21 protein-coding genes are annotated in these 21,023 nt (G+C 46.9%); 13 read left to right on the top strand and 8 right to left on the bottom strand.

Annotation, left to right across the window (positions count from 1 at the left end):
- Positions 1 to 30: 30 nt before the first annotated feature.
- Positions 31 to 1,338, top strand: a complete 1,308-nt coding sequence (locus CWB99_RS22000) for an ATP-binding protein (protein WP_138551433.1) — start codon at positions 31 to 33, stop codon at positions 1,336 to 1,338.
- A 216-nt stretch (positions 1,339 to 1,554) separates the two neighbouring features.
- On the opposite strand, the gene CWB99_RS21995 is transcribed toward CWB99_RS22000, so the two are convergent.
- The gene (locus CWB99_RS21995) at positions 1,555 to 2,367 is read right to left on the bottom strand and encodes an alpha/beta hydrolase (RefSeq protein ID WP_138551434.1); all 813 of its coding nucleotides are present in this window, start codon (positions 2,365 to 2,367) and stop codon (positions 1,555 to 1,557) included.
- A gap of 74 nt (positions 2,368 to 2,441) precedes the next feature.
- On the opposite strand from CWB99_RS21995, the gene CWB99_RS21990 reads away from it, so the two are divergent.
- The 3 genes from CWB99_RS21990 to CWB99_RS21980 all read left to right on the top strand — a co-directional run bounded on the left by CWB99_RS21990 (position 2,442) and on the right by CWB99_RS21980 (position 5,137).
- The gene (locus tag CWB99_RS21990; RefSeq protein ID WP_138551435.1) at positions 2,442 to 2,816 is read left to right on the top strand and encodes a hypothetical protein; all 375 of its coding nucleotides are present in this window, start codon (positions 2,442 to 2,444) and stop codon (positions 2,814 to 2,816) included.
- Positions 2,817 to 2,919: 103 nt separating this feature from the next.
- Positions 2,920 to 3,945, top strand: a complete 1,026-nt coding sequence (locus CWB99_RS21985) for a helix-turn-helix domain-containing protein (protein ID WP_138551436.1) — start codon at positions 2,920 to 2,922, stop codon at positions 3,943 to 3,945.
- 82 nt (positions 3,946 to 4,027) lie between these two features.
- Complete coding sequence (locus CWB99_RS21980) at positions 4,028 to 5,137, top strand: nuclear transport factor 2 family protein (protein ID WP_138551437.1); 1,110 nt, start codon at positions 4,028 to 4,030, stop codon at positions 5,135 to 5,137.
- Between the two features lie 93 nt (positions 5,138 to 5,230).
- On the opposite strand, the gene CWB99_RS21975 is transcribed toward CWB99_RS21980, so the two are convergent.
- The 3 genes from CWB99_RS21975 to CWB99_RS21965 all read right to left on the bottom strand — a co-directional run bounded on the left by CWB99_RS21975 (position 5,231) and on the right by CWB99_RS21965 (position 8,664).
- Complete coding sequence (locus tag CWB99_RS21975) at positions 5,231 to 5,977, bottom strand: hypothetical protein (protein ID WP_138551438.1); 747 nt, start codon at positions 5,975 to 5,977, stop codon at positions 5,231 to 5,233.
- A 558-nt stretch (positions 5,978 to 6,535) separates the two neighbouring features.
- Complete coding sequence (locus CWB99_RS21970) at positions 6,536 to 7,819, bottom strand: peroxidase, FMP-type (RefSeq protein ID WP_138551439.1); 1,284 nt, start codon at positions 7,817 to 7,819, stop codon at positions 6,536 to 6,538.
- Positions 7,820 to 8,094: 275 nt separating this feature from the next.
- Entirely contained in the window at positions 8,095 to 8,664 is a 570-nt protein-coding gene (locus tag CWB99_RS21965) for a LysR substrate-binding domain-containing protein (protein ID WP_249332051.1), read from the bottom strand.
- Between CWB99_RS21965 and CWB99_RS21960 the strand changes: the two genes are divergently transcribed.
- Positions 8,645 to 8,968, top strand: a complete 324-nt coding sequence (locus CWB99_RS21960) for a hypothetical protein (protein ID WP_212748536.1) — start codon at positions 8,645 to 8,647, stop codon at positions 8,966 to 8,968. The two genes, CWB99_RS21965 and CWB99_RS21960, sit on opposite strands and share 20 nt — an antisense overlap.
- A gap of 140 nt (positions 8,969 to 9,108) precedes the next feature.
- On the opposite strand, the gene CWB99_RS21955 is transcribed toward CWB99_RS21960, so the two are convergent.
- A complete protein-coding gene (locus tag CWB99_RS21955) occupies positions 9,109 to 10,368 on the bottom strand; it encodes a phosphatidylserine decarboxylase (RefSeq protein WP_138551440.1) in 1,260 nt (419 codons plus the stop codon).
- 249 nt (positions 10,369 to 10,617) lie between these two features.
- Here CWB99_RS21955 and CWB99_RS21950 point away from each other — a divergent pair, with 249 nt between their 5' ends.
- Positions 10,618 to 10,788, top strand: coding sequence for a DUF6435 family protein (locus CWB99_RS21950; protein WP_138551441.1), 171 nt, complete (start codon positions 10,618 to 10,620; stop codon positions 10,786 to 10,788).
- Positions 10,789 to 10,895: 107 nt separating this feature from the next.
- Here CWB99_RS21950 and CWB99_RS21945 read toward each other — a convergent pair whose 3' ends face one another.
- On the bottom strand, positions 10,896 to 12,239 hold the full coding sequence (locus tag CWB99_RS21945) for a dicarboxylate/amino acid:cation symporter (protein ID WP_138551442.1): 1,344 nt from the start codon (positions 12,237 to 12,239) through the stop codon (positions 10,896 to 10,898).
- Positions 12,240 to 12,436: 197 nt separating this feature from the next.
- Between CWB99_RS21945 and CWB99_RS21940 the strand changes: the two genes are divergently transcribed.
- The 6 genes from CWB99_RS21940 to CWB99_RS21915 all read left to right on the top strand — a co-directional run bounded on the left by CWB99_RS21940 (position 12,437) and on the right by CWB99_RS21915 (position 16,756).
- Complete coding sequence (locus CWB99_RS21940) at positions 12,437 to 12,898, top strand: GNAT family N-acetyltransferase (RefSeq protein ID WP_138551443.1); 462 nt, start codon at positions 12,437 to 12,439, stop codon at positions 12,896 to 12,898.
- 163 nt (positions 12,899 to 13,061) lie between these two features.
- Positions 13,062 to 13,814, top strand: coding sequence for an ABC transporter permease (locus tag CWB99_RS21935; protein WP_138543662.1), 753 nt, complete (start codon positions 13,062 to 13,064; stop codon positions 13,812 to 13,814).
- A complete protein-coding gene (locus CWB99_RS21930; RefSeq protein WP_138551444.1) occupies positions 13,814 to 14,512 on the top strand; it encodes an ATP-binding cassette domain-containing protein in 699 nt (232 codons plus the stop codon). Before CWB99_RS21935 ends, CWB99_RS21930 begins: the two co-directional genes overlap by 1 nt.
- Positions 14,484 to 15,521: an MlaD family protein gene (locus CWB99_RS21925; protein WP_138551445.1), complete on the top strand. Its 1,038-nt coding sequence runs from the start codon at positions 14,484 to 14,486 to the stop codon at positions 15,519 to 15,521. Before CWB99_RS21930 ends, CWB99_RS21925 begins: the two co-directional genes overlap by 29 nt.
- The gene (locus CWB99_RS21920) at positions 15,514 to 16,317 is read left to right on the top strand and encodes a tetratricopeptide repeat protein (protein WP_138551446.1); all 804 of its coding nucleotides are present in this window, start codon (positions 15,514 to 15,516) and stop codon (positions 16,315 to 16,317) included. The genes CWB99_RS21925 and CWB99_RS21920 overlap by 8 nt, the downstream gene beginning before the upstream one ends.
- Before the next feature lie 37 nt (positions 16,318 to 16,354).
- On the top strand, positions 16,355 to 16,756 hold the full coding sequence (locus CWB99_RS21915; RefSeq protein WP_138551447.1) for an ACT domain-containing protein: 402 nt from the start codon (positions 16,355 to 16,357) through the stop codon (positions 16,754 to 16,756).
- Between the two features lie 37 nt (positions 16,757 to 16,793).
- On the opposite strand, the gene CWB99_RS21910 is transcribed toward CWB99_RS21915, so the two are convergent.
- The gene (locus tag CWB99_RS21910) at positions 16,794 to 17,510 is read right to left on the bottom strand and encodes a glycosyl hydrolase family 18 protein (protein ID WP_138551448.1); all 717 of its coding nucleotides are present in this window, start codon (positions 17,508 to 17,510) and stop codon (positions 16,794 to 16,796) included.
- Positions 17,511 to 17,719: 209 nt separating this feature from the next.
- Between CWB99_RS21910 and CWB99_RS21905 the strand changes: the two genes are divergently transcribed.
- Positions 17,720 to 18,250, top strand: coding sequence for a hypothetical protein (locus CWB99_RS21905; protein WP_138551449.1), 531 nt, complete (start codon positions 17,720 to 17,722; stop codon positions 18,248 to 18,250).
- A 25-nt stretch (positions 18,251 to 18,275) separates the two neighbouring features.
- On the opposite strand, the gene CWB99_RS21900 is transcribed toward CWB99_RS21905, so the two are convergent.
- Entirely contained in the window at positions 18,276 to 20,897 is a 2,622-nt protein-coding gene (locus CWB99_RS21900; protein ID WP_138551450.1) for a serine/threonine-protein kinase, read from the bottom strand.
- Positions 20,898 to 21,023 lie beyond the last annotated feature (126 nt).

Here is a 21,023-nt window from a genome sequence, read left to right as displayed (position 1 = left end):
TCTGATTAACCCGAGACAAGCAGGGAAATAATGAAACGCATCTTTGTAGAATCACTGGCCATCCTGTTTGCCTGCTTTATCGGGGCACTGGTTGCTTATGAAATTCTTGTTTACGAACTGGCAGTAGACTATGAGTTTGTACTGGAAGATGACGAGGCGCTGGCACATCAACAGCTGCTACAGAATATCGCCGATCATCAGGGGGGCGCGTCTGCATTGGCAGCAATGAAGCAGTATGCACAGCAGTCTCATTTGCTTTTACAGTCACATGAGAGACCACCCGCAATTGTCTCTGAGTTCTTCAATGAGAATTCATCGCAGTATATTTATTTTGATGAAGACCGTACGTTGTGGTTTCGTCTGGCTGGAAATACAGCCATATTCAGTTATGTGCCTGACCACAGTAGTCTTGTCAGGCAGAAAATTGATTTGGAAGAGGACCTGGCATGGATCTTTATGCTTGGCAGTTTCGTTCTCTTTAATCTGGTGAATATTTGGTTGATTTTACGTCGTGTCAGACTGTTGGAAAATACAACACGACGCTTTGCCCGGGGAGATTTGTCGTGCAGGGCAGAGTTATCCAGTTCCAACAGGTTAGGCTCGCTCAATCAGTCATTTAACGACATGGCTGACCGCATTGCACAGTTAATTGAAAGCAATCGAGCACTGACTAATGCGATTGCTCATGAGCTTCGTACACCGATATTTCGGGTCCAGTGGCAGGCTGAACTATTGCAGGAAACGAAACTGGATGAATCACAAGCGGCGACGGTTGACAGCATCATTGAAGACTCGGAGGAAATGGAGCAGATGGTCGACGAGTTACTGCATTATACCAGAATGGAAAGCGATCATGGTGCACTGTCGCCGGAACCCATTGAATTGGCTGCATTATTAAATGACGGTAAAAAACGGTGGCAAAAAGATAAGCCGTGCGCTGTGAACCTGACAATCCAAATTACCCCTGGCAGCCTTATTGTTGTGGCTGACAAACGATTACTCATGCGGGCGCTCGACAACCTCGTACGCAATGCTTTTAAATATGCTGATAACGAAGTGCGTTTGGTATGTTATGCGCAGGCGCAATTAGTATATATCACAGTACATGATGATGGCCCTGGTGTTGCGCTCACGCATCAGGCCCATATTTTTGAGCCCTTTTATGTCGCCGATAAAGCAAGAAACAAAGCGCAAAGCGGACATGGACTGGGGTTATCAATAGTCAGAAAAATATGTGACCAGCATTTTGGCACGATAGAGGTGGGTACCAGCGAGATACTCAACGGTGCAATGTTCATATTAGCGCTACCCGCAAGCGCTGAAAATTCGGACAAATGAGCACTGCGCGTGAGGCGACCCCTTTCACGCTTCTTTATGCGTTTCCTTGCTTCATATGGGGTTTTTAATGGTGTTTTGGTCGTTGTCTTTACAACTGATTATTATAAACTTGGCCAGACACTTATGCCGCATACCAGTTGAGTGAGCCAAAATAGAATTAGTCGCATCAATATTCGTTTGCCGCATTATTTCAATGAACATGGGCCTGTGTTTCATCTATTTATACTCAACTTGTTTAAATGCGTCGTACACCGCCAGGTGTAGGGTATCTCCGTGATCCAGTTCTTCAAAATAACGAAAATGTAACTGGCTTTTGCCCTTAAGTTGAGTGGCTATTTTATCGTGTAGCTGTTTCGCAACACGTTCCATTACGTCACCTTCTTTACCTACCGCAATGTAAACAGACTTTGGCAGACTAGTGGGGGCGAATTTACTGGCGAGTAAAGACTCGTTGTTCCACCACAAGCTGGGACTGACAATGACATAGTGATCAAACAGTGACGTGTGATGAAACAGAATTTCACTGGCGAGTAAGCCCCCCAACGATTGACCGATAAGGGTATCTGATTGGTTGGTGCGGTAACGCTTATCTATCATTGGTCGGAGTTCATTCTCCAGAAATGCAATAAATGATTTAGCGCCACCGTGGGTCGGCAGGTCACGTTTATCCAGAGCATTGTTACTTTGGGTGGTGAAATCCCGTTTTCTGTCTTGGTTACTAATACCCACAACAATGCTGGGTGGAAGAAAGTTTAGCCAGGGAAAGTTGGCAAATTGTACCAATCCGGCAATGTGAATAAAGTCTTCATCTTTTGAACCGTCCAGCAGATAAATAACCGGGTAGGTTTGTTGTGTATTTTTTTGATATTCTGCTGGTAAATAGACGTTTACTGAGCGATTCTGTTTCAGTATCTGAGAGTTAAATGTCAGAGTGTGGGCAAACTCTAATGGTGCAGAGTGAACCTCACTTTTTGCATAGGCGAGCGAGCAGCTCAGTACGCAAATTAAAAACAAGAGTACGCTGTTCATCAGGCTTCATTCCTTTGGTCAAATAGAAGCTAGATGTTAACTCTAATTTATGCTTAATCATAGTAACACGATTTTTGTCGGATGTGTTTGATACCAGCTGGCATCCCACCTTTTATGCGGGTGGGGTGCAGGGCTTTAAAGATGCCATCGAGATCATTTTGCAAATCGGGGACGAGAAGAGTGTGATCATTCCCGGGCATGGCGCTGTGTCAAATAAAGCGTCACTGCGTGAATTCAGAGCCAATACGCTCCTGTGGGTGGAGACCGTACGTGTGTTCAGAAAAAAAGGCTACAGTGTTGAGAAAATTATGGCAGAGAATGAGAGTAAGAAAATTGTCGCCAGATTTAATGTGCAAGGCAAGGTTCCGTTTTTACCAGACACAGCTTATAAAAGGTTTGTAGAAAGAACCATCCAGGTGATAGAGCAGGAAGAGAACAAGGGGGGGTGAGTGATGAGCCTGACGATATCGGGTACGCTGAGGCCCTCTCGCGCTTGGCTCAGCCATGTTGATATGCGATAGTGCAGGGGTCTGTGATTAAAACAATATCGTAATGGAATTTTCGCGCTACTTTCTGTTTTTCTTCGCCTCACTTGGGGCATTTAATGGCGTTTTACTGGCTGCCTGGGTTTATCATAAACGCAGGGAAATTGCCGCAGCTCCCTGGCTGTCTTTGCTGTTGATTATGCTGAGTATTCGGATTGGCAAATCGGTTGCGTTTTACTTTAGTCCCGGGCTGAGCAAAGACTTTTTGCAGCTGGGGCTGAGTGCCTGCTGTTTGATTGGACCGAGCCTTTTTTCGTTTTGTTTTCGTAGCCTTTACCCAAACAAAGCTCGCTGGCTACTGCGCGGGCATTTTGCATTGTGGCTTGTTTTGGTTGCCCTCGTTTGCGTGATATACCCGTATCAAAGTTATCCTGAATTGTGGCAAACCTGGGTGTATCGCGGCTCAAGTTATGTCTGGCTTGGTTACCTTTTGGTGTCGGCTTGGGTGTACCGGCACAAACTGGCCGAGTTAAAATCGCATCCGGACCTCCCTGTATGGCGCGACTTGCCTTTTATCGCGCTTAGTGGCGGCGCACTTATCTGGTTTGCCTATTTTACCTCAGCCTATACGTCTTACATTGTGGGCGCTTTGTCATTCTCTATGGTGTTGTATCTCAGCATTGTGGTTTTTTCTGGGCAGAGCAGAGGCAAAGAAAAATACGCGGCACAGGTTATTTCACCACAACAGAGTGCGGAAATTTCCGCGATGCTAGAGAGCTTGATGAATGAGCAGCAGCTATTCACGGACCCTTCTATGTCCTTACCCAGGTTAGCCAAACGTTTGGGTGTTAGCCATACAAAATTGTCTCAACATTTGAATCAACAACACGGTTGTAACTTCAATCAATATCTTAATGGCTATCGAGTAAAGCACGCTCAGAAACTGTTAATACAGGAGCAGAACATGACAGTTGAGCAGGTTGCTGAACAGTGTGGCTTTAACGCCAGCTCGACATTTTATACGGCGTTTAAAAAGCAATGTGGTCAAACTCCCAATCAGTTTCGTGCAAAGTCTGTCAAATTATCATTCTGAACACTTAGATTATAATTCAGGAGCTTGTTTTTTAAGGTTATGTTTTATGGTGAGGTGACATCAAGTTAACCGGAGAAACACCATGAAAACTCTTTTAAGACACCTGCTAATCTTGCTATGCCTGCTATTTTGTGGCAGTAGTCTGGCTGATGATGAGGCTGGCGTTTTACGTGCTTTAAATGACTATTTAAAGGGAACTGAAACGGGGCAGCCTGCCCAAATCAAAAATGCCTTTCATCCGCAGGCTCAGCTACTGTTATCTCATGACACCAAACCCTTCTGGACGGTATCGATGGCGCAATACAGTAGCTGGTTTAAGCCGCTGAACAATCGCAACCGTCGGGGCAAGATACTCTCTGTGAAAATCGATGGTGATATCGCCATGGCTCGGCTGAAAATTACGGTAGCACCTCCTTACCAGGCATATATAGATCATGTCTTGCTTAAACAGATTGCAGGGAAATGGCAGATTGTGAGTAAGACAGCAACGGACCAAAGTGCTCAGTATAAAAATAAAAAAATTCTCTTCATTGCATCCAGTGCCAGCTTTCATGGTGACAGTGACTTACCAGCCGGGACCAGTTTTTCTGAGCTTGTCTATGCCTACGACACATTCATCAAAGCCGGGTATGAAGTAGATTTTATGAGTACCCGAGGTGGAGCGTTAAGCCTGGCTTATGTGAATACGTCAATTCCAATTCATAAGCAGTATCTTTACGATCCCGAATTTATGTACGCGATAGGCAACAGCTTTGCACCAGAGGAAGTGAATGCCTCTGAATATCAAGCGGTCCATTACCTTGGTGGCAGCAATGCTATGTATGAGGTTGCAGAACATCCCGAAGTTCAGGCTATTGCGATGACGGTTTATGAGCAGAATAACGGCATTGTTTCTTCGGTCTGTCATGGTACAGCCGGTATTGTCAATCTGAAATTGAGCAACGGAGAATATCTGGTCGCCAACAGACGTGTCAGTGGCTACCCCGAATCTTTTGAACGTGCCGGGGCTGAGTACCTGAAAGAATTTCCATTTATGATTGGCGAGCGTATTGAAGCGCGAGGTGGAGATTTTCGCCATGGTGAGCGCAACAAACCCTTTGTAGAAATAGATGGACGACTGATCACCGGACAGAACTACTTATCCTCGGTGGCAGTGGCTGAGGCGATGATCGAGGTGTTAGAAAAGCGATGAGTTGGCGATGCAAGAGTAGGATAAATCTGACAGCCCGAAAAATGCTTGTAAAAAGAGGCAATTAATTGCCTCTTATAGGAAAGAAGAGCGGGTTTAGTTGCCTTGTTCTTGCCACTTCAATAGAAGTGCAAGGGTCAGTGTCCCGACCTGACCCGCCTCATTCAGGCCGTAATGGGTCATGGCCGCGTGTCGAAATGCATATGAGACTGCATTTAGGTGTTCTTTTACTCCTTCCTGACATGCCTCGCGATAATCCTCATCTTTTGAACATTGGCTGTAATATTGCTCAATTCTAGGGATATAGTGTGCAGCAAAGTGATCAGATAAATCGCCAACATAGGCATCAATTAGCGGCTTAGACGTCAACTCCACAGCGTCAAGTGTGGCCGTATCATCCCAGCAACGAGACCACACCTGAGGATATGTCGCTTCTTTTTCCTCCAGCACAGAGATGATATCGGTAACTCGATGCTGAAGCCTCAGCAGCGAGCGAGCATCGTCAAAAGCTGAACAGTTCTGTGGCGAGTTAACGGCGTCTTCGACACTGGACTCAAGTAGCTGATTAAAACTGATGCGAGCTGGCTCAAAATCCTGCGCCAGGTTACGCCAAAGTGGAAAAACGATACCCAGCCGGTAGCCATAAAAATCGTGATCGAGCGCCACGCCTTTTGCGACCAACCAGTGAACATTGTCCAGTGCTTCCTGGTAGTGCCCGGAATCGTAAAGATAGTAAGCTTCGTCCAGCTTAGCCTGAAGCTGAGGGTCTAAATTGCTGGCATGAGAAGAAAAACAAAAAGTACCACAAACCAACAGGGCGCTGGAAATTAAAAGTTGTTTCATTTTACTCTACTCCTTAGGAAAAAATGAATTGTCTGCGTTTGTGTTGAAAACCACAGACTTGGTTTAGTGCTGTCAGGTTGAACAGCCGACATGGATAAGCAGTATGTGTGCCAATTTAGTTCTTTTTGCTTATTATTTTTCGTTGTGCTCATCCAATAATCTTGATTGTGGGGAGGGGAAGTGCCAAAAGGGTAACGGACCTTACCCTGCTCAACCCGGTAAGATGATAGGTATGAAAACTAAAGCACTTGTTGAACGCTCCAGGCAAATAATTAACCAAGACTGGGAAGAAAAGAAACAGCGATGCATTGATAACGCATCTAGGGATTTTTTCAACTGGATCGGCATCAGCAAATAAGTCTCGAAAAACACAGCGCCGGCGACTTGATACCCGCGTTTTTGCAAAAAACCTCTGTTGTGAGAGGCAGGACATCAGCATTTATCGCAGATTGTGCTGCCTGCATTATGTTTGAGAGACACCAAAAAGCGACCATGATTAGATAAGTGCGACTACTGCAAGCTTTTGCTCTGACAGAAGTTGCACTCAGTCTGGTTGCTTTATTTCGCTTTATGGTTCATGCAATGTACCCGGGCTTTGGGTTTGGCAACGGGTTCATCTTCTTCTGGCAGCTTGATAGCTTCATATTGATCCTCGTCAGGGATATCTTCCAAACGTCGCAATGTGTTGACCTGAATATGCGGCCACTGAGTGGTTTCACCACTGGCACCAAACATAAACTCAAAATCCACGATTTGCTCGTACTGCAACTGATCTATCTCTTTTCCATTTTCCAGTTCGATGCGCTCCAGCCACATGCGATGGCGCATGCGAACCACACGACAGTAGCGCTCAATCATGACATTATTGACCGTTGCACCCTGTACCCCAGTATCATGCTGGCTGTCTAATTCGATCAGATCATAGCTTTTGAAGTTTAATCCCTCATTGAACTCTGAAAGCAACAGATTTGGCTGAACTGTATAGGGGAACTTGGCACCATATTTATTGTAGTTAAAGATATTCAGGAAATAGGCGCGGGCACTGTTTACCCCCTGATGCGCCTCAGGTTGGCCAAGGTAGTCTATTTGCTCGTCCCGTGGTTTGGTCGTCCAGTCTGGCTTTTTCAGACTGCCCGGGATCAGGTCGCGTTCGGGATCTATACCCATAGTCGGAGAGATAGACAGGTAGGGTTGCTCCCAAAGCTTTGCTATTTCAGGTCTTTCAGGTGGCTTGGGTTTCTGGTTCTGATCAAAATGGGTGACGTTGCCTGTCAGGTGAATGGTGGTGCCGTGGGGGATCACTCCTGAGCGAGAAATGGAGTGAGGTGGAACAAATTGAGGACCTTGTTCGCCAGGGCCAATGACCGGAACGCCGCCGTCTTCATCAACGGTTGCAGCGGTTGAAGGGCGAGAGAACATAGTACGCGGGTTTTGATACTGACCATTTTCTTCCCATGGCATAGTGTTATCGCCCAACCATAAGTACATGCCGTTCTCAAAATGTTGCAGATCGTTGTTGTTATCTATGATGGCTGTTTCGTATTTGACCGGGCCATTAAATTGTTCATTAGAGCCTGCACGGTTGCGAACCGGTGCGTTTACCTTTGAAAAGGTTAGCTGCTCCCGGTATTGCTGCGATTTGAAATGAAAAACCCCAAATACGGTTTCTGATGAAGTACCGGGAGAGGGCATAGGCGTAGTGTGCAAGCCTTTAGGGCCGCCTTTCCAGTTAACCCAGGTGCCATGAAGTTTATCGAGTATTCCGAACTGGGGTACCGTGGGTTCGTTGCCTTTCAGTTCGGGGTAGGGGCGAACGGATGATTGTTGGGTCTTGCTAGTCATTGCACAGTCCTTATTTTTGCGCCGAACATTAACAACAGGCTCTGATGGGAGTGATATGTCGATGTCATTTCGACGGGTTAATTCAAAGGTCACGCGCATACTCCCTGCTGTATGAGCCGGGGGAGTGCGAGTGATAACGGTATGCAAAAATAATGGACCAAATATACCCACTAAACCATTACAAGCTATTACGGGAATATTGGCTTCAAGCCAGGTATTTGCCTATAAAATTAATCGGATTAGCACCTTTTTAGCTGAGCAAATACTTGCATCGTCTAGGAGCGTGTTTGACGCGCGACGGAGATGATTTCCTGTCTGAACCACCGACTTGCCTGATCGTCTTTGTTGCGAATATCCCAGTACATTTTCATCGAAAACGGCGGGACTGACAGCGGCGGCTCAAACACTGCAATGTTGAACTTGGCACTCACTGCCTCAATGAATTTGCGTGGTGCTGTGAATATGGCATCACTGGTTTCGACAATGTATGGGGCACTTGAGAAGTTAGCCACTTTATATTGAACTTTGCGGGTATGTCCCAGTTTGTCCAGCGCGTCGTCCACGGTTCCCCGAATATCTTTACCAGTGCCCGCCAGAATATGCGGATAGCGGCAGTAACTGGCCAGGTCGAGTACAGAACCCAGACAAGGGTGATCTTGCCTTACTACGGACACATAGTCGTCTTTATACAAGGTGGTGACCATCAGAGCAGGGTGGCTAGACTCGATAACACTGATTGAAAAATCAACCTCACCACTTTCAATTTGGCTTGCATAACCCCGTTTATCGAGCTTGGCAAATACCACCTGAATATTGGGGGCCACTTTGCTTAGATGTGGGATCAAAACCGGATCCAGTGATAAAGCTGTAACTGAAAGTTATGGTGAACATGCTGATGCACCAGAACAAATGTGGGCGGGTACAGAACAGGGTCACGATGCTGAAAATGCACCCAGCCCGCAAATGGTTGCTGATGCTGTATTACAGTTATTGCAGACGCAAGTTTCTGCACGTCCGTTCAGAACAACGGTAGACGGCACCGGTCTGAATCCAGTGATTGAAGCCGTCAATGAAGCCAGAGAAAAGGCGATGCAACATATCTACGGCGCTTATGGTATGGACGCAATGTTAGAGGTCAAGCAAGGTTAATACTGCATCTATTGCGAGCCTCTCCCTCGCAAGGACACCAGTGGAGTACAATACCTGTTGCATGGATGTCGGGGACTGTTGGTTTTACCTTAACAGGCAAATCCAGTCCCCGGGTTTGTATCTATCTTGATCCCTGGCCATTACCACTCAAGTGGCGGCACAGCGCGACCCAGGCATTCTCTTACCTTCATTAGGGTTGGTTCATTCGGTCCTCGCACAGGCTGATCGCCTACTTTAAATTGATAGTTCCTGCCTGGCTCAAATGCCAGCACGATAGAAGAGCCGCCATAGCCAAAGTGGCCCATAAACTGGCCTTTTTCAATGTCTTCACCGGTTTTAATGGCGTTGACTATGCTGCCCACACCCCAAAAGCCAATCGCAACCATGGCGACTAACCCCAGATCAGGTGTTTTAATCACCCAGACATAACGCTGATGCTTACCCAGTTTCTGGTACCAACCAACTTTGTCGCTGTTTTTTGGTGGCAGCGGATCATAGGGGTGTCTCGGGTTAAAATTGTCAAAGTCATAATTATAAGAGCCCTCATACAAACCCTGTTCTATGACGGTGCCGGATACGGGGGCATGGAAATGGTGGTAATCGGTAAACCAGAGCAGAATGTCAAGTAGAGGACCACCGACAAAGCAGCGGCCATAACCGGGGATAGCTTCAATCAGATTAAAATGATCTCCCGATTTACCCGGTAGCAAGTAGCGATTGCTTGCCAGGCTATCGTTGTGCTCATTGCTGCCGCGCTCTAAAAAAAACACGCCACCGTCACAGGGAGAGATCACGACACCACTGTCACTTGCACAGTTGCACAAAGGCCGCTGTCCGGGCTTGAGGTTACGTAAAAAAAACTGATTAAAAGACTGAAACCCCCCTTGTGGGCTATGTGGATCCGGGCGCTCATAATGAGCAATATTAAACGGGTGCTCTTCTGTGCCTGTATATGTCATCCAGGCACTTAATGTGTCTGTTGAGGATGTGCTGTTTATCCAGTCACCATGAAAGTTCAGAAACTGCCGAAACCAGCCTCTGAAATAGCCGTCATTAGCCAGCTTTAAACCGGACTCGGTATTGACCAGATAGTCCCAGTATTCGATGTATAAACCCGGGTTGTCCGGTGTTGGGGTATAAGTTAACCATTGAGAAAAGAAATTTTGCAGGGTAAATCCGGGCTCTCTGTATAAATAGGGCTGCCAAAAAGTTGCGATGTCTTTGCGTCTGGCAAGGTTTACCTCAGAACATACCTCTGCCAGAGCCTCGAGATACCACAGCAAATTGAGCTGATTTTCTAAAAACACGCCATCCAGGCCCAGTATATGTAGTTCTGCTTCCGAACTTTTTTCGTCCCAATTTATAGGCGCTGGTAAAGGCATGGTCGAAATTTCAGTCATGATATTGGTCCTTTTGGTTCGCGAATGGTGATCAGGGGTTGGCCGTTGTGATCGTCCGAATCGGTATTATCTGGAACTTTATAGGTCATGCCATTCATGAGGGCAATTACAGCAGATTACAGTGTACAAAAGTGGGCCTTTATCGGCGCTTATTAATACTTTGAGCAGGTATAGTTCCGACTATGCGATGATCCGCAGAGGTTTGAGGCTCGTTTAACAGGTTAAATTTGCCATTAGGAAAATCTAACAATGTTTCAGTTCTTAAAACGTGATCCGGTCAAAAAGCTGCGTAAGGCCTACGATGCCAAACTAGAGCAAGCCATGCATGCACAGCGTAATGGTGATATTCGTGGTTATGCGATGCTCACTGCAGAGGCAGAATCAATCTGGCAGGAGATTGAAAGTTTACAAGGAAAGTAATGTGTTGATAAGTGAGGCACTTGTCACAAGTAAAGACAAAGCATGTGTACCTCACTTGCAGAGAATATGGGCGCATAAGCAATAATTTGAGCCTCGCGCCCTGAACCTTAACTGGTTACAACCTTATCGTCGCCTATTTGCACCCGTTCAACCAAAGATGTTTCATTTCTCAACCAGCGGTTCATCACCACACAGGCAGTCAGATCACCACTAACGTTGATCACCGTACGGCACATATCCAGAATACGGTCGACACCCAGGATAAGCGCAATGCCAGTTGCTGGTATGCCAAATGTCGCAAGTACAGATGCCAGGATCACGATGCCGACCCCAGGTGTGCTGGGCGAGCCTATGGATGCGCCCACCGTGGTGAGAATTAGCAATATCACCTGATTCACCGATAAATCCACACCGAACACCTGAGTGAGGAAAATTGCCGCAACCACCTGGTAAAGTGCCGTTCCATCCATGTTGATGGTGGCACCAAGTGGTATGATAAATTGCACTATCGGTTTTTTTACACCCAGTTGCTCCTGGGCTGTACGCATTGACAATGGCATAACGGCAGCAGAACTGGAGGTTGAGAATGCGAGCAATTGCGCGCTACGGATGGCTTTTAAAAAGGCCATGGGGTGTACTTTGGCAACAAACGAAGCGACCAGGGTATAAATGAGTAATAACCCGGCGAGCCCCAATAACACTGTGGCGACATAAGCAGATACGCCAATTAACGCATCTACGCCAATGCGGATCGTTATATCACACAGCAGACCAAACACTGCAAGGGGAGCCAGTAACATGGCCCAGTTCACAATTTGTAATGAAACAGACTGGATCCCGTCCATAAAATCTATCATCAGTGCCTTGCGCTGCGCGGCCAATGTCGTCAACGCCATACCAATAAAGCTGGCATAAATGACGATGGCGAACATGTCTTTGTCCAGTGTGGACTGAGTTGGATTCGCAGGGATAATGGCCGCCACTTTATCTGCCAGCGAGGTCTGCGTTACTTGGGTCGCCACGAGTTGTGCAGGCTGATCGGCAATTGCGCTAAACAGAGCGCTATCGACATAGTTACCCGGTTCAATGAGGTAGACCACAGCGAGGCCCAGAATGACCGCGACGAAAGTGGTTGTAACAAAGTAAGGTAAGATGCGGACCCCAACTTTTTTTAAAAACGCGGTATCTTTATTACCTGCGATACCAAGAATGATCGAGGAAAGTACCAACGGGATAACAACCATTTGGATCAGGGCGAGAAACACCCGCCCGGGTAGCGCTACCCATTGAGCAATGTCCATTGCTGCCGATTGGCTGACCAGCGCCATGCCCTGCGGAGAAAGTAGTAAACCTATGGTGATGCCAAGTATCAACGCAACCACTATTTGCAGCCAGAGCCGCTTTTTTTGTAGCAGGTTGGCTGGTGCATCTGGAGTGTGAATGTCTGTCATAACAATATCCCTGACTAGATGAGCACGATTAGAGTGATTATCCTAGCATAGCCATTTGATGTTACATTGACCCGCATCAAACGAGAAGAATTCACCCGGTTAGTGCAGGCAATGACTGGCGTCTGGTTTGGTCTGTTATCACTGTTAAATCATGTGCAAACCTGAGGTACACTGGCGCTTTTAGTACGGAGTATTGTATGGATATTAAGCGGTATCAAGATAGCTGGGCCAGAGAAATTGCAGACTTATTTCACAGTGCAGTACACGCCATTGCCGAGGAGCATAGTACCCGGGAGCAAAAAGCCGTATGGGCACCAACACCGCCAGACTATGCATTTTGGTCACAACGGTTGGCTGAAAAGCGTCCCTGGGTCGCCGTGCTAAACGGACGTATTGCAGGTTTTATCGAGCTGGATGACGATGGGCATATTGACTGCGCTTATACGCACCCTGAGTTTCAGGGGCAGGGCATTGCAAGCGCGCTCTACCGTAAGTTAGAAGCGCAGGCTAAAACGCGAGGGCTGACGCGTCTGTATGTCGAAGCCTCTAAACCTGCACGTCGCTTTTTTGCAGCGCGTGGCTTTTTAATGGTAAAACGCAACGAAATTGCAAGACAGGGTGTCACTTTGATTAATTATACGATGGAAAAACCCCTCTGAGTTACCCAGTTTGCCTGCCAATTATCAACATCAACCACAGTTCACTAAGTAATCACTTTTTGTTCACTGTAATACATCAAATTACTGCTACGCTTAAAGTTAACTGAATCAATTAGGGCCAGAGCATGCTGTGTCTGTTGTACCAATACAATAGGGAGCAGTAATGATTAATTATGGATTTTTGCCTTTTTCGGCTTATGTGGTTTCAGACTTTCTAGTCTTTCACCGCCACCGTTCTATTAGCCTGGAAATCTTATTACGACAGATCCGCTTCACCGGAGTTGAAGCCCTTGGGCTGGTCATGTTGATTGCTTTGTTAATCGGGGCATTGATCATTGTCCAGGGCTATCCTTTGCTGTCTTCTATCGGGCAGGTCAAATGGATCTACGCCATTTTAATATCAACAATTGTGAGAGATCTCGGTCCTTTTATTGTGTGTTTTGTGGTGTTGGCTCGTTCGGGCACGGCAATTACTACAGAACTGGGGAACATGGTGGTGCGTAAGGAAATAGACGCACTGATAGCAATGGGGGTGTCACCAATTTCATATCTGGTTGCGCCCCGGGTGTTGGGCATGGTTGCATCTTTGATCTTGTTGATGAGCTACTTTGTTGCCTGCGGCATTTTTGGCGGCTACCTGGTGAGTAACGCGTTTGCCTCGATCCCAGTGAGCACTTTCTTTGTTAAGCTGATGGCACAACTGCACTGGCTGGATATGGTGATTATGCTGGCCAAAGTCGCGTTCTCGGGGTTGATGATTAGCCTGATAGCCAGCTATCACGGCCTGACCGTCAAAAGTGCGATCACTGAAGTGCCGCAACGAAACATAAAAGCCGTTGGCCGTGGATTAATTGCCCTGTGTATTATCCATGTATTGTTCACTTTGTTGTACTTTGCACTGATGAGTGACTGGTGATGAAAATAGAACTTAGGAATATTAGTCACAGCCTGGCTGAACAACCCATACTGGCCAATATCAGCATCACTGTTGAAAGCGGGCAATGCTTGCTGATCACTGGTCGCTCAGGTAGTGGCAAGTCGCTGTTATTCAGTATCATTTGTGACATTACCCGGCCTCAGCAAGGGACTGTATTGATTGATGACATAGCAATGCCAGCAATGACTGCGCTGCAATATGCGCGTTTTCGTCGTGACCTGGGGGTTATTTTTCAGGTCTCAGCATTGATATCTAATCTGACTCTGGAAGAAAACCTGCTACTGCCATTGAATCGCCACCATAGTCGTTTGAGTCACGATGAAAAGCTGCAAAAGGTGCACGGGATCTGTGAAGAGTTTGGTCTGACTCAGTATCTGGATCAACGCACCGATCGACTCTCCTCAGGGCTGGCGTCTCTGGCTGGGTTAGCGAGAGCCTTGCTTATGGAGCCAAAGGCGTTGATCTGGGACGCTCCTATGGCGCAGGTCGACAGACACTGGTGCCGTCATGAACTGGCCTTACTTAAGCACCTTAAGGAAAAAGGAACAACCCTAATTCTCTGCTCTAATCGCCAGGAATTGATTGTGAGCTTAGCGGACCAGCAGCTTCAGCTTGGGTTACCGGAAGAATTAGCGTCAGGGGGAGCGCATGCAGCACAAGCCCAAAAATGCCAATAGGATAGTGATTGCATTTAGCCTTACCGGCGTGCTGTTGTTGGCAGCATTTTGTACCATGATCTTAGTGAATAACCACACCTTTGCAGACAAGGTTTACTACAAAACAGTGTTGGATAATGCCCGGGGACTGAGTGCCTTGCCAGCGATATACTTCAAAGGCATGGAAATAGGCCGCATAGTTGATTACCGGCTAAATTTGCAAAGCAACGAAATTGACGTGGAGTTTTGGGTATTTCAGGAATACAGCACTAAGGTGGTCAAGTATGCACTGCTGACCGGTGAGCAACACCCCATTTTTGATGAAGTCACGACATTAGACCTGATTTTACCTGAGCCCGATAAAGTCGGCCCCTTTGTGGCTCTGCCTGCCGGGGCACTGGTACCCCATATTAACAGTGCACTGGGCCAGCAGTATCTGACAGCAGGTTACGTGTCTCGCTCTAAAGACGATGTGGAATCTATTTTGGCCAGTATTCAGGAGCTGTTACAGAACCTGCAAAAAGAGGATAACCCGGAAGCCGGCTCTTTGTTCAGAGCGCTCGATAGGGTTGCCAAAATCAGTGACCATATCATGATTGTCAGCGAAGAGTTGCGTGAAAGTGAGTTGTTGCCCGAGGCTGAGAAAACACTAAAACAAAGCCAGGTATGGCTTGCCCAAATGCCACAATTACTCGCTCAGTTAAACCAAACGCTGGTGAAGACAGATGGCATGCTAACGCAGGCACAAAGCACGTTAACAACTTATAGTCAGCCCACCGAGCTTGTTAAAGAGATCACCGACAGTCAGCTACCCCTAGTGCTTCACAACCTCAATGCCAACCTGACAGTAATGCAGCAAATGCTTAAAGATGTTCACGGTGAACGTGAACAGTTTGCGCTGACTGTTCATAGTGTGCAGCAGGTGCTTGAACAGATGGAAAAAACTCTGGAGGCATTGAATAATCATCCGGTGTTCAGGGACGGGATCAGTACCCCGGTAAAAAATGGGGAGATAGAAATGCATGATTAAAGTGGTATGGCTATTTCTGATCTGCATGCTCTGGCTGTCAGGATGTTCTTCGGCACCAGAGCGAGATTATCAGGTCACCCGATTCAAACGCCAAGCGGCGGCCTGGCTGGCGCAAGGAGACAGTCAGCGTCAGCAGGGGAATTATCAGCTGGCATTGCGTTATTACGATAATGCGTTTCGCTATGCCAGCAGAAGGCATGATCCACAACAAATGGGGTTGGCCCGGCTCAAGCAAGCTGCGGTATACATTAGCCAGGGACACACAACACAAGCCGAAGATAAAATTGCTGAGGCGGTGATGTTTGATAAAAATGAGCATACAGAGCTGAAACCGGCAATTGATTTTATGCGCAGTAAGCTGGCATTTGCCAGAGGGCAGCAAGCTCAGGCGCTGGCATTGGTAGAACAATTACAAACCCGGTTCGCCGACGATGCGCAAAGGCGCATTTATTATCGCTGGGTCGGCTGGCAATATGCACCATCCAGACTTGACTGGTTACAGGCTGAAAAAGACATCCAGACACTGTTCAAGCTCAAAGCCGACAAAGCGCTGAACAACATAGAGGTGCTGTCTTTTGTCATTTATCACAATCTGGTTTGGCGTATCGCCACAACGCGGGACAAGGTGCCTGCTGCGCTTGATATTGCAATAAAGCACTTTGCTTCACTAGAGTTAACCAATCGACTGATAGAGTGTTTCGACATTGCCGCAAAATATTATAATGACGCTGGTGATATAGACAGAGCTCTGTATTATAAGGCGCGATTTACGCAATTGCGTGGTTCTGTGAACTAGTACCTTTCGCTAAGCAAATAATAAAGGAAATAAAATAATGTCAGGCATTGTTAATTTGACGGCGCTTCTTAAAACGATGGAGCCGGTTCTAAACCCAGAAGAATTTGTCTTTTGTAGTGTACCAGGTAGTCTTGAAGAGTATGCACCCCTTCATCCGTTGGCAACATTTAGGGAGCAAGAAGGACTAACCCTGATAGTCGAAAAAGCCACAGCACTGTCCTATGGGCTTGAGTTTGAAGGGCCTTTTCGACAGTTAACTTTAAGCGTGCACTCCAGTCTGGATGCGGTAGGGCTGACTGCAGCTGTGGCGCAGTGCCTGACCGAACACGGGATCAGTGCCAATGTGGTCGCTGCTTTTTATCATGATCATCTCTTTGTTAAAACCGAACATGCGCAGGCTGCTCTGAATGCGTTGGTCGAACTCGCGGCGTCAAGCTGACAACCTACAAGGACACAGGTAATTATCCACCTTATAATTAGCGGCTGTACCTGAAGTAATCACGTTCCTGCGCGCTGGTAAGTGGTATGTCATGATACCTGACGACACCGCGCAGGTTGGTTGTGGCACTGCCACCACTCAAGGATGCAGCTTCTTCCTTGCTCAGGCGGGTTGGGTCTGGTGAAGTTTCGGTTGCAGCAAGCATCTCTCCAGCCATGTCACTGCTCGGTGCCAGTTCGCCCGGATAACTATGATTTAGTAAAGGTGCTGTACTGTTAGAGATCTGTGTGAGCAAATAGGTTTGCCCGTTAAGTACAGCGGCTTGATCAAATTGGTATTTCAAACCCAGGAAGAGTGCATCAAAATCATGCGGTGAGATGACGGCAATATTCTGAAAATGGGCACTCCCACTGATTGCTTGCGTCTCTAGTTGGGCATGATAAAACGCGGCATCCAGATTTAGTCCGTCCAATTGATATTGTTGCAAAAATTCAACCACACTTTGGCAAAATATCTGACGACCATTGATGTCCTGACTCAGATAGCGCAGGCCGTTATCGTCGGGCGACAGGCTTAGTAACAGCTTTGTTGCAGGGTAATTTTTCCGTGTGGTATCCAGATGCGCCTGAAAGGCTTTTTCACCACCTATAGCAATAAGTTTGGCCCCGTCCAAACCGTCAGGCCTGACCTGAACACCCGTAATATAGATTGCTTTTTCAGATACACCTGAGCATTTTTTATGTTCAAAAGCCATTGTCACAACTTAGTCATTCAACTTTACTGCCTGATACTATGAAGGGATTTGCTGCTGGTAACCATTACACCGACATTACATGTAGCGTGTTGAACGGGGAAGTTTACTTTGTTGTGTTATATGCATTAATAATTATCGGATTTTATTGGTGTTTTTAAAAAACTCAGCGTAAGCTTGTTGAGCGCAAAAACCAATAAGGAGTGACTAAAATGCAAAATGAAATTTTAAGCTTTGACCTAAACAGCGACAGCTATTTATTTCGACTCAGCCCGACAACGACTACTGAAGATTGGGGGTTGCAGTATTACGATAGCGAAAGTGGCGAATATAAACCGGTTCCCCAAGGTACTCAGCTTGATGTGGTGTTTAATCTGGGCGACATACCGGGTATTTCAGAGAATGCGCGTCGTGCTTTGATCTCGAAGCAGCAGGCGGTGTTCATTGTAGAGATGGAAGATTGTGCAGATAGTGACTGGCGCTTCTGGCAAAGTGGTATTTCTCTATCGTGTGAGCAGGATGCGCAGGATTATAAACTGACCACCGATATTCAGAATCAAGGTAAGACACTGGTTTTGACTATCAATAATGTACTGAGTGGCGTGGCATCCGCAGCAGGCAAATTTGATGAAATCGACTTCAGGTTTGTTGCTGTCAGACTAAACAATTCAGCAGGTGCGCTTAACGAAATTTTCTATTCTCAAGACCCACGTCTTGGCGTGCGACGCGATAAGCCAGCATAATCATCAGTTGTGTGGTGACAGAGCGTCAGCTTTTAGGTTGACGCTTCTGACAAAGCGTTGCTTTGTGATAGCTTGATACAATCTGCTTAAATTCATCTCGCTGGCAAAGCGCTTCAAACCACGGCAAATTAAACCAGACTGCACCGTAGCCAAGTTCCAATGCTGATTTTACGTTCACCATTGCGGAAGTAAGCTCGCCCACCTGAGTGTATACAAGGGCTGCTGTAAATGCGTACTCGCGATTGTCGGGAGACTGTTTTATGGCCTGGTTGAGTACTGTCACGGCCTGTTCATGGTTACTGAGTTGGGCATGAGCCTGAGCAACATCAAGTAGGTCATAAAAATCATCAGATGCTTTGTTTTTCTCTATTACCTGCTCATAAAAATACGCCGCTTTTTCCATGTTGCCGTTGAGCTTTTCAATGTCAGCCAGATTGAGTAAAAACAAAGAATTGTTCTCGATTTGCGTGAGAGGTTTAGCGGCGGACAATGCTTCTGAGAATTGTCCGTCAAGCATATAAGACAGTACCAGTGCGTTGATGTCGAAAGGTTGAGCATCTACCGAGATCACTTTCTTGTAGCGCTCAATTGCCGCTGAAACTCTACCCTCAGTAAGGTGAATGTCTGCGAGCAACTGATTGGCTAAGTAGTCATCTGGGTCCAATCTGAGTACTTCATCAAGATAATGCCATGCCTGCTCAAATTGACCATTCTGATAGTAGGTATTTGCAAGGTTGAACATGATAGACGTATTTTTTCTGAGTGCCATAGCCTCATGAAGGTGTGAAATTGCCGCTTTAAGATCGCCTTGCTGCTTGGCCCGTTTTGACAGGATCACTTCGATGTCGTAAACACTAAAATGTCGTGCCCGGGCGAGCGCAAGGTGCGTTTCGAACAAGGCCTCATCATTGCTGGTCAGGGCAAGTAGCATCATCTCTTTGTTAAAAATGGCTTTTTGCTTGTAACGTGCGGGTGCATTTCGCAAAGTAGCACGCAGTTGTGTTAGTAGTTCTTCTCTTTTGGTCTGATCGTATACCGTTAAGCTTATGTCGCTATATAATCCATAGGCCGCAAACAGGTAGGGGGAATTCGTCAGCACCTGCCGTAACTTGTCCAGATTACTCTGGTTATAAGCACCCAGGTTAGATACATCCTGGTAAATTTGCAGATAGCTCAGGTAATCTTGCTGTCTGACGGTTTCGAGAGGCAAGCTGTTAGGCGTTAGATCAGGAAACAGTTTGACAGCCTGTGCTTGGGTGGAATAAAAGTTTTCTATTTCACTGGTGAGTGCCATTGGCCAGCTGATCTGCTGCTGAACGGTCCACTTCTCGCCTCCCAGCCGTTTTACGACTGTTTCACAGCTATGTTCACTGCAGGTAAGCTCAGTGCTGATTATGTCTGTTGCCCCTGTCGTTGTTGCCAGCTGGAGCAAAGAGTGTTCCGCCTCCGGGCGGTGCGCAATTAATTCAGTATGCTTTCCGTCAATGATGAGCTGGCGCAGCGCGTGATCGACGCTGGCAAGGGTACTTTTTGTCCGCTCGTCACTGAGCTGTTTTGTCAGGGTGAGTTGAGGCTTAAGTACCAGCACATATCTCTTTTCTTGCGGGGGCTGGCTAAACAGCCAGGCGACTAATACGGTTACAAACACCAGGGAACAAGCAATTATAGCGAGGAATTTAGCGCGCTTCTTTGGCTGTGTTTGAGGTGGCTGAGGAACAACTGGTGCTGGCACATCAGGCTCAAAAGGCACGGTTTCTTGTTCCATGATAGCGTTTTGTGTGATTGCTATCAGAATTTGCTCAAGTCGTTTGGCCACTTGTCTGGCATTGGTCGGACGTTTTTCAGGGTCAACCGACAGCAGCTGGTTTAACAGGTGAATCAGTGGTTCAGGTAGAGCCGGCAAGATCTCCGCGGCATCGTCATGCTTACCTTGTAATATACGCTCACGCAACTGAGTTTTACCAAAAGGGTGACGGGTGCTTATCAATTCATAAGCAAGAACACCAAAAGCAAATAGGTCCGACTGCGGTGAAAGTGCTTCGCCTTTGAGCTGTTCGGGCGAAGTGGCGGTCATACTGGCGTGGCTTTGTGTTGTGTCAGCGTGAGTTACAGCTTGGGGGGCGTGTGTGATGCGGGCAATACCGAAGTCGGTAATTTTTATCTGCTGATCCTTATCCAGCAAGATATTGGCGGGCTTTAGGTCACAATGTATTACGCCACACTGATGAGCAGCTGCAATACCATTTGCAATCTGAGTCAGCAAGGTTAGCTTTTGCTCCAGGCTCAGTATCTGAGTTTTTTGGTGATAAAACAACGTGGTGCCATCGACATATTCCATGACCAGAAAAACCTGCTCTGAGGTTGTTATTATGTCGTAAAGCTGAACTATGTGTGTGTGGTTTAACCTGGCAAGAATTTGTGCCTCAGCGACTGAGAGAGAGACGTCGGTGCCCGCAGCCTGTGTTTTGAGGCGCTTTATTGCCACTTTACGGTTAAGCCGGATATCTTGCGCCAACAGAACTTCGCCCATTCCGCCTTCGCCTAACACTTTTATAACATGATAGTGTTCGGGCAAACCCGCCTGCTGAGAAATGAAGGATTCCCCTTTGGGCTGCTCTGAGTTAGTTGATGGCTGCGATTTATCCATTTTCTTTTTATCTTGTACCTTACGAGTGGCAATGCCTGGAGGGCATATGTATCGCCGGAAAAATGACGTGCAAAAAGAACGACATGTACCGAATAGCAATAGTAACGGTTAAGCAAATCAAATGCC

This window comes from Pseudoalteromonas rubra, assembly GCF_005887095.1.
Lineage (GTDB): Bacteria > Pseudomonadota > Gammaproteobacteria > Enterobacterales > Alteromonadaceae > Pseudoalteromonas > Pseudoalteromonas rubra_E.
This window is presented reverse-complemented; position numbering and strand designations above follow the sequence as displayed.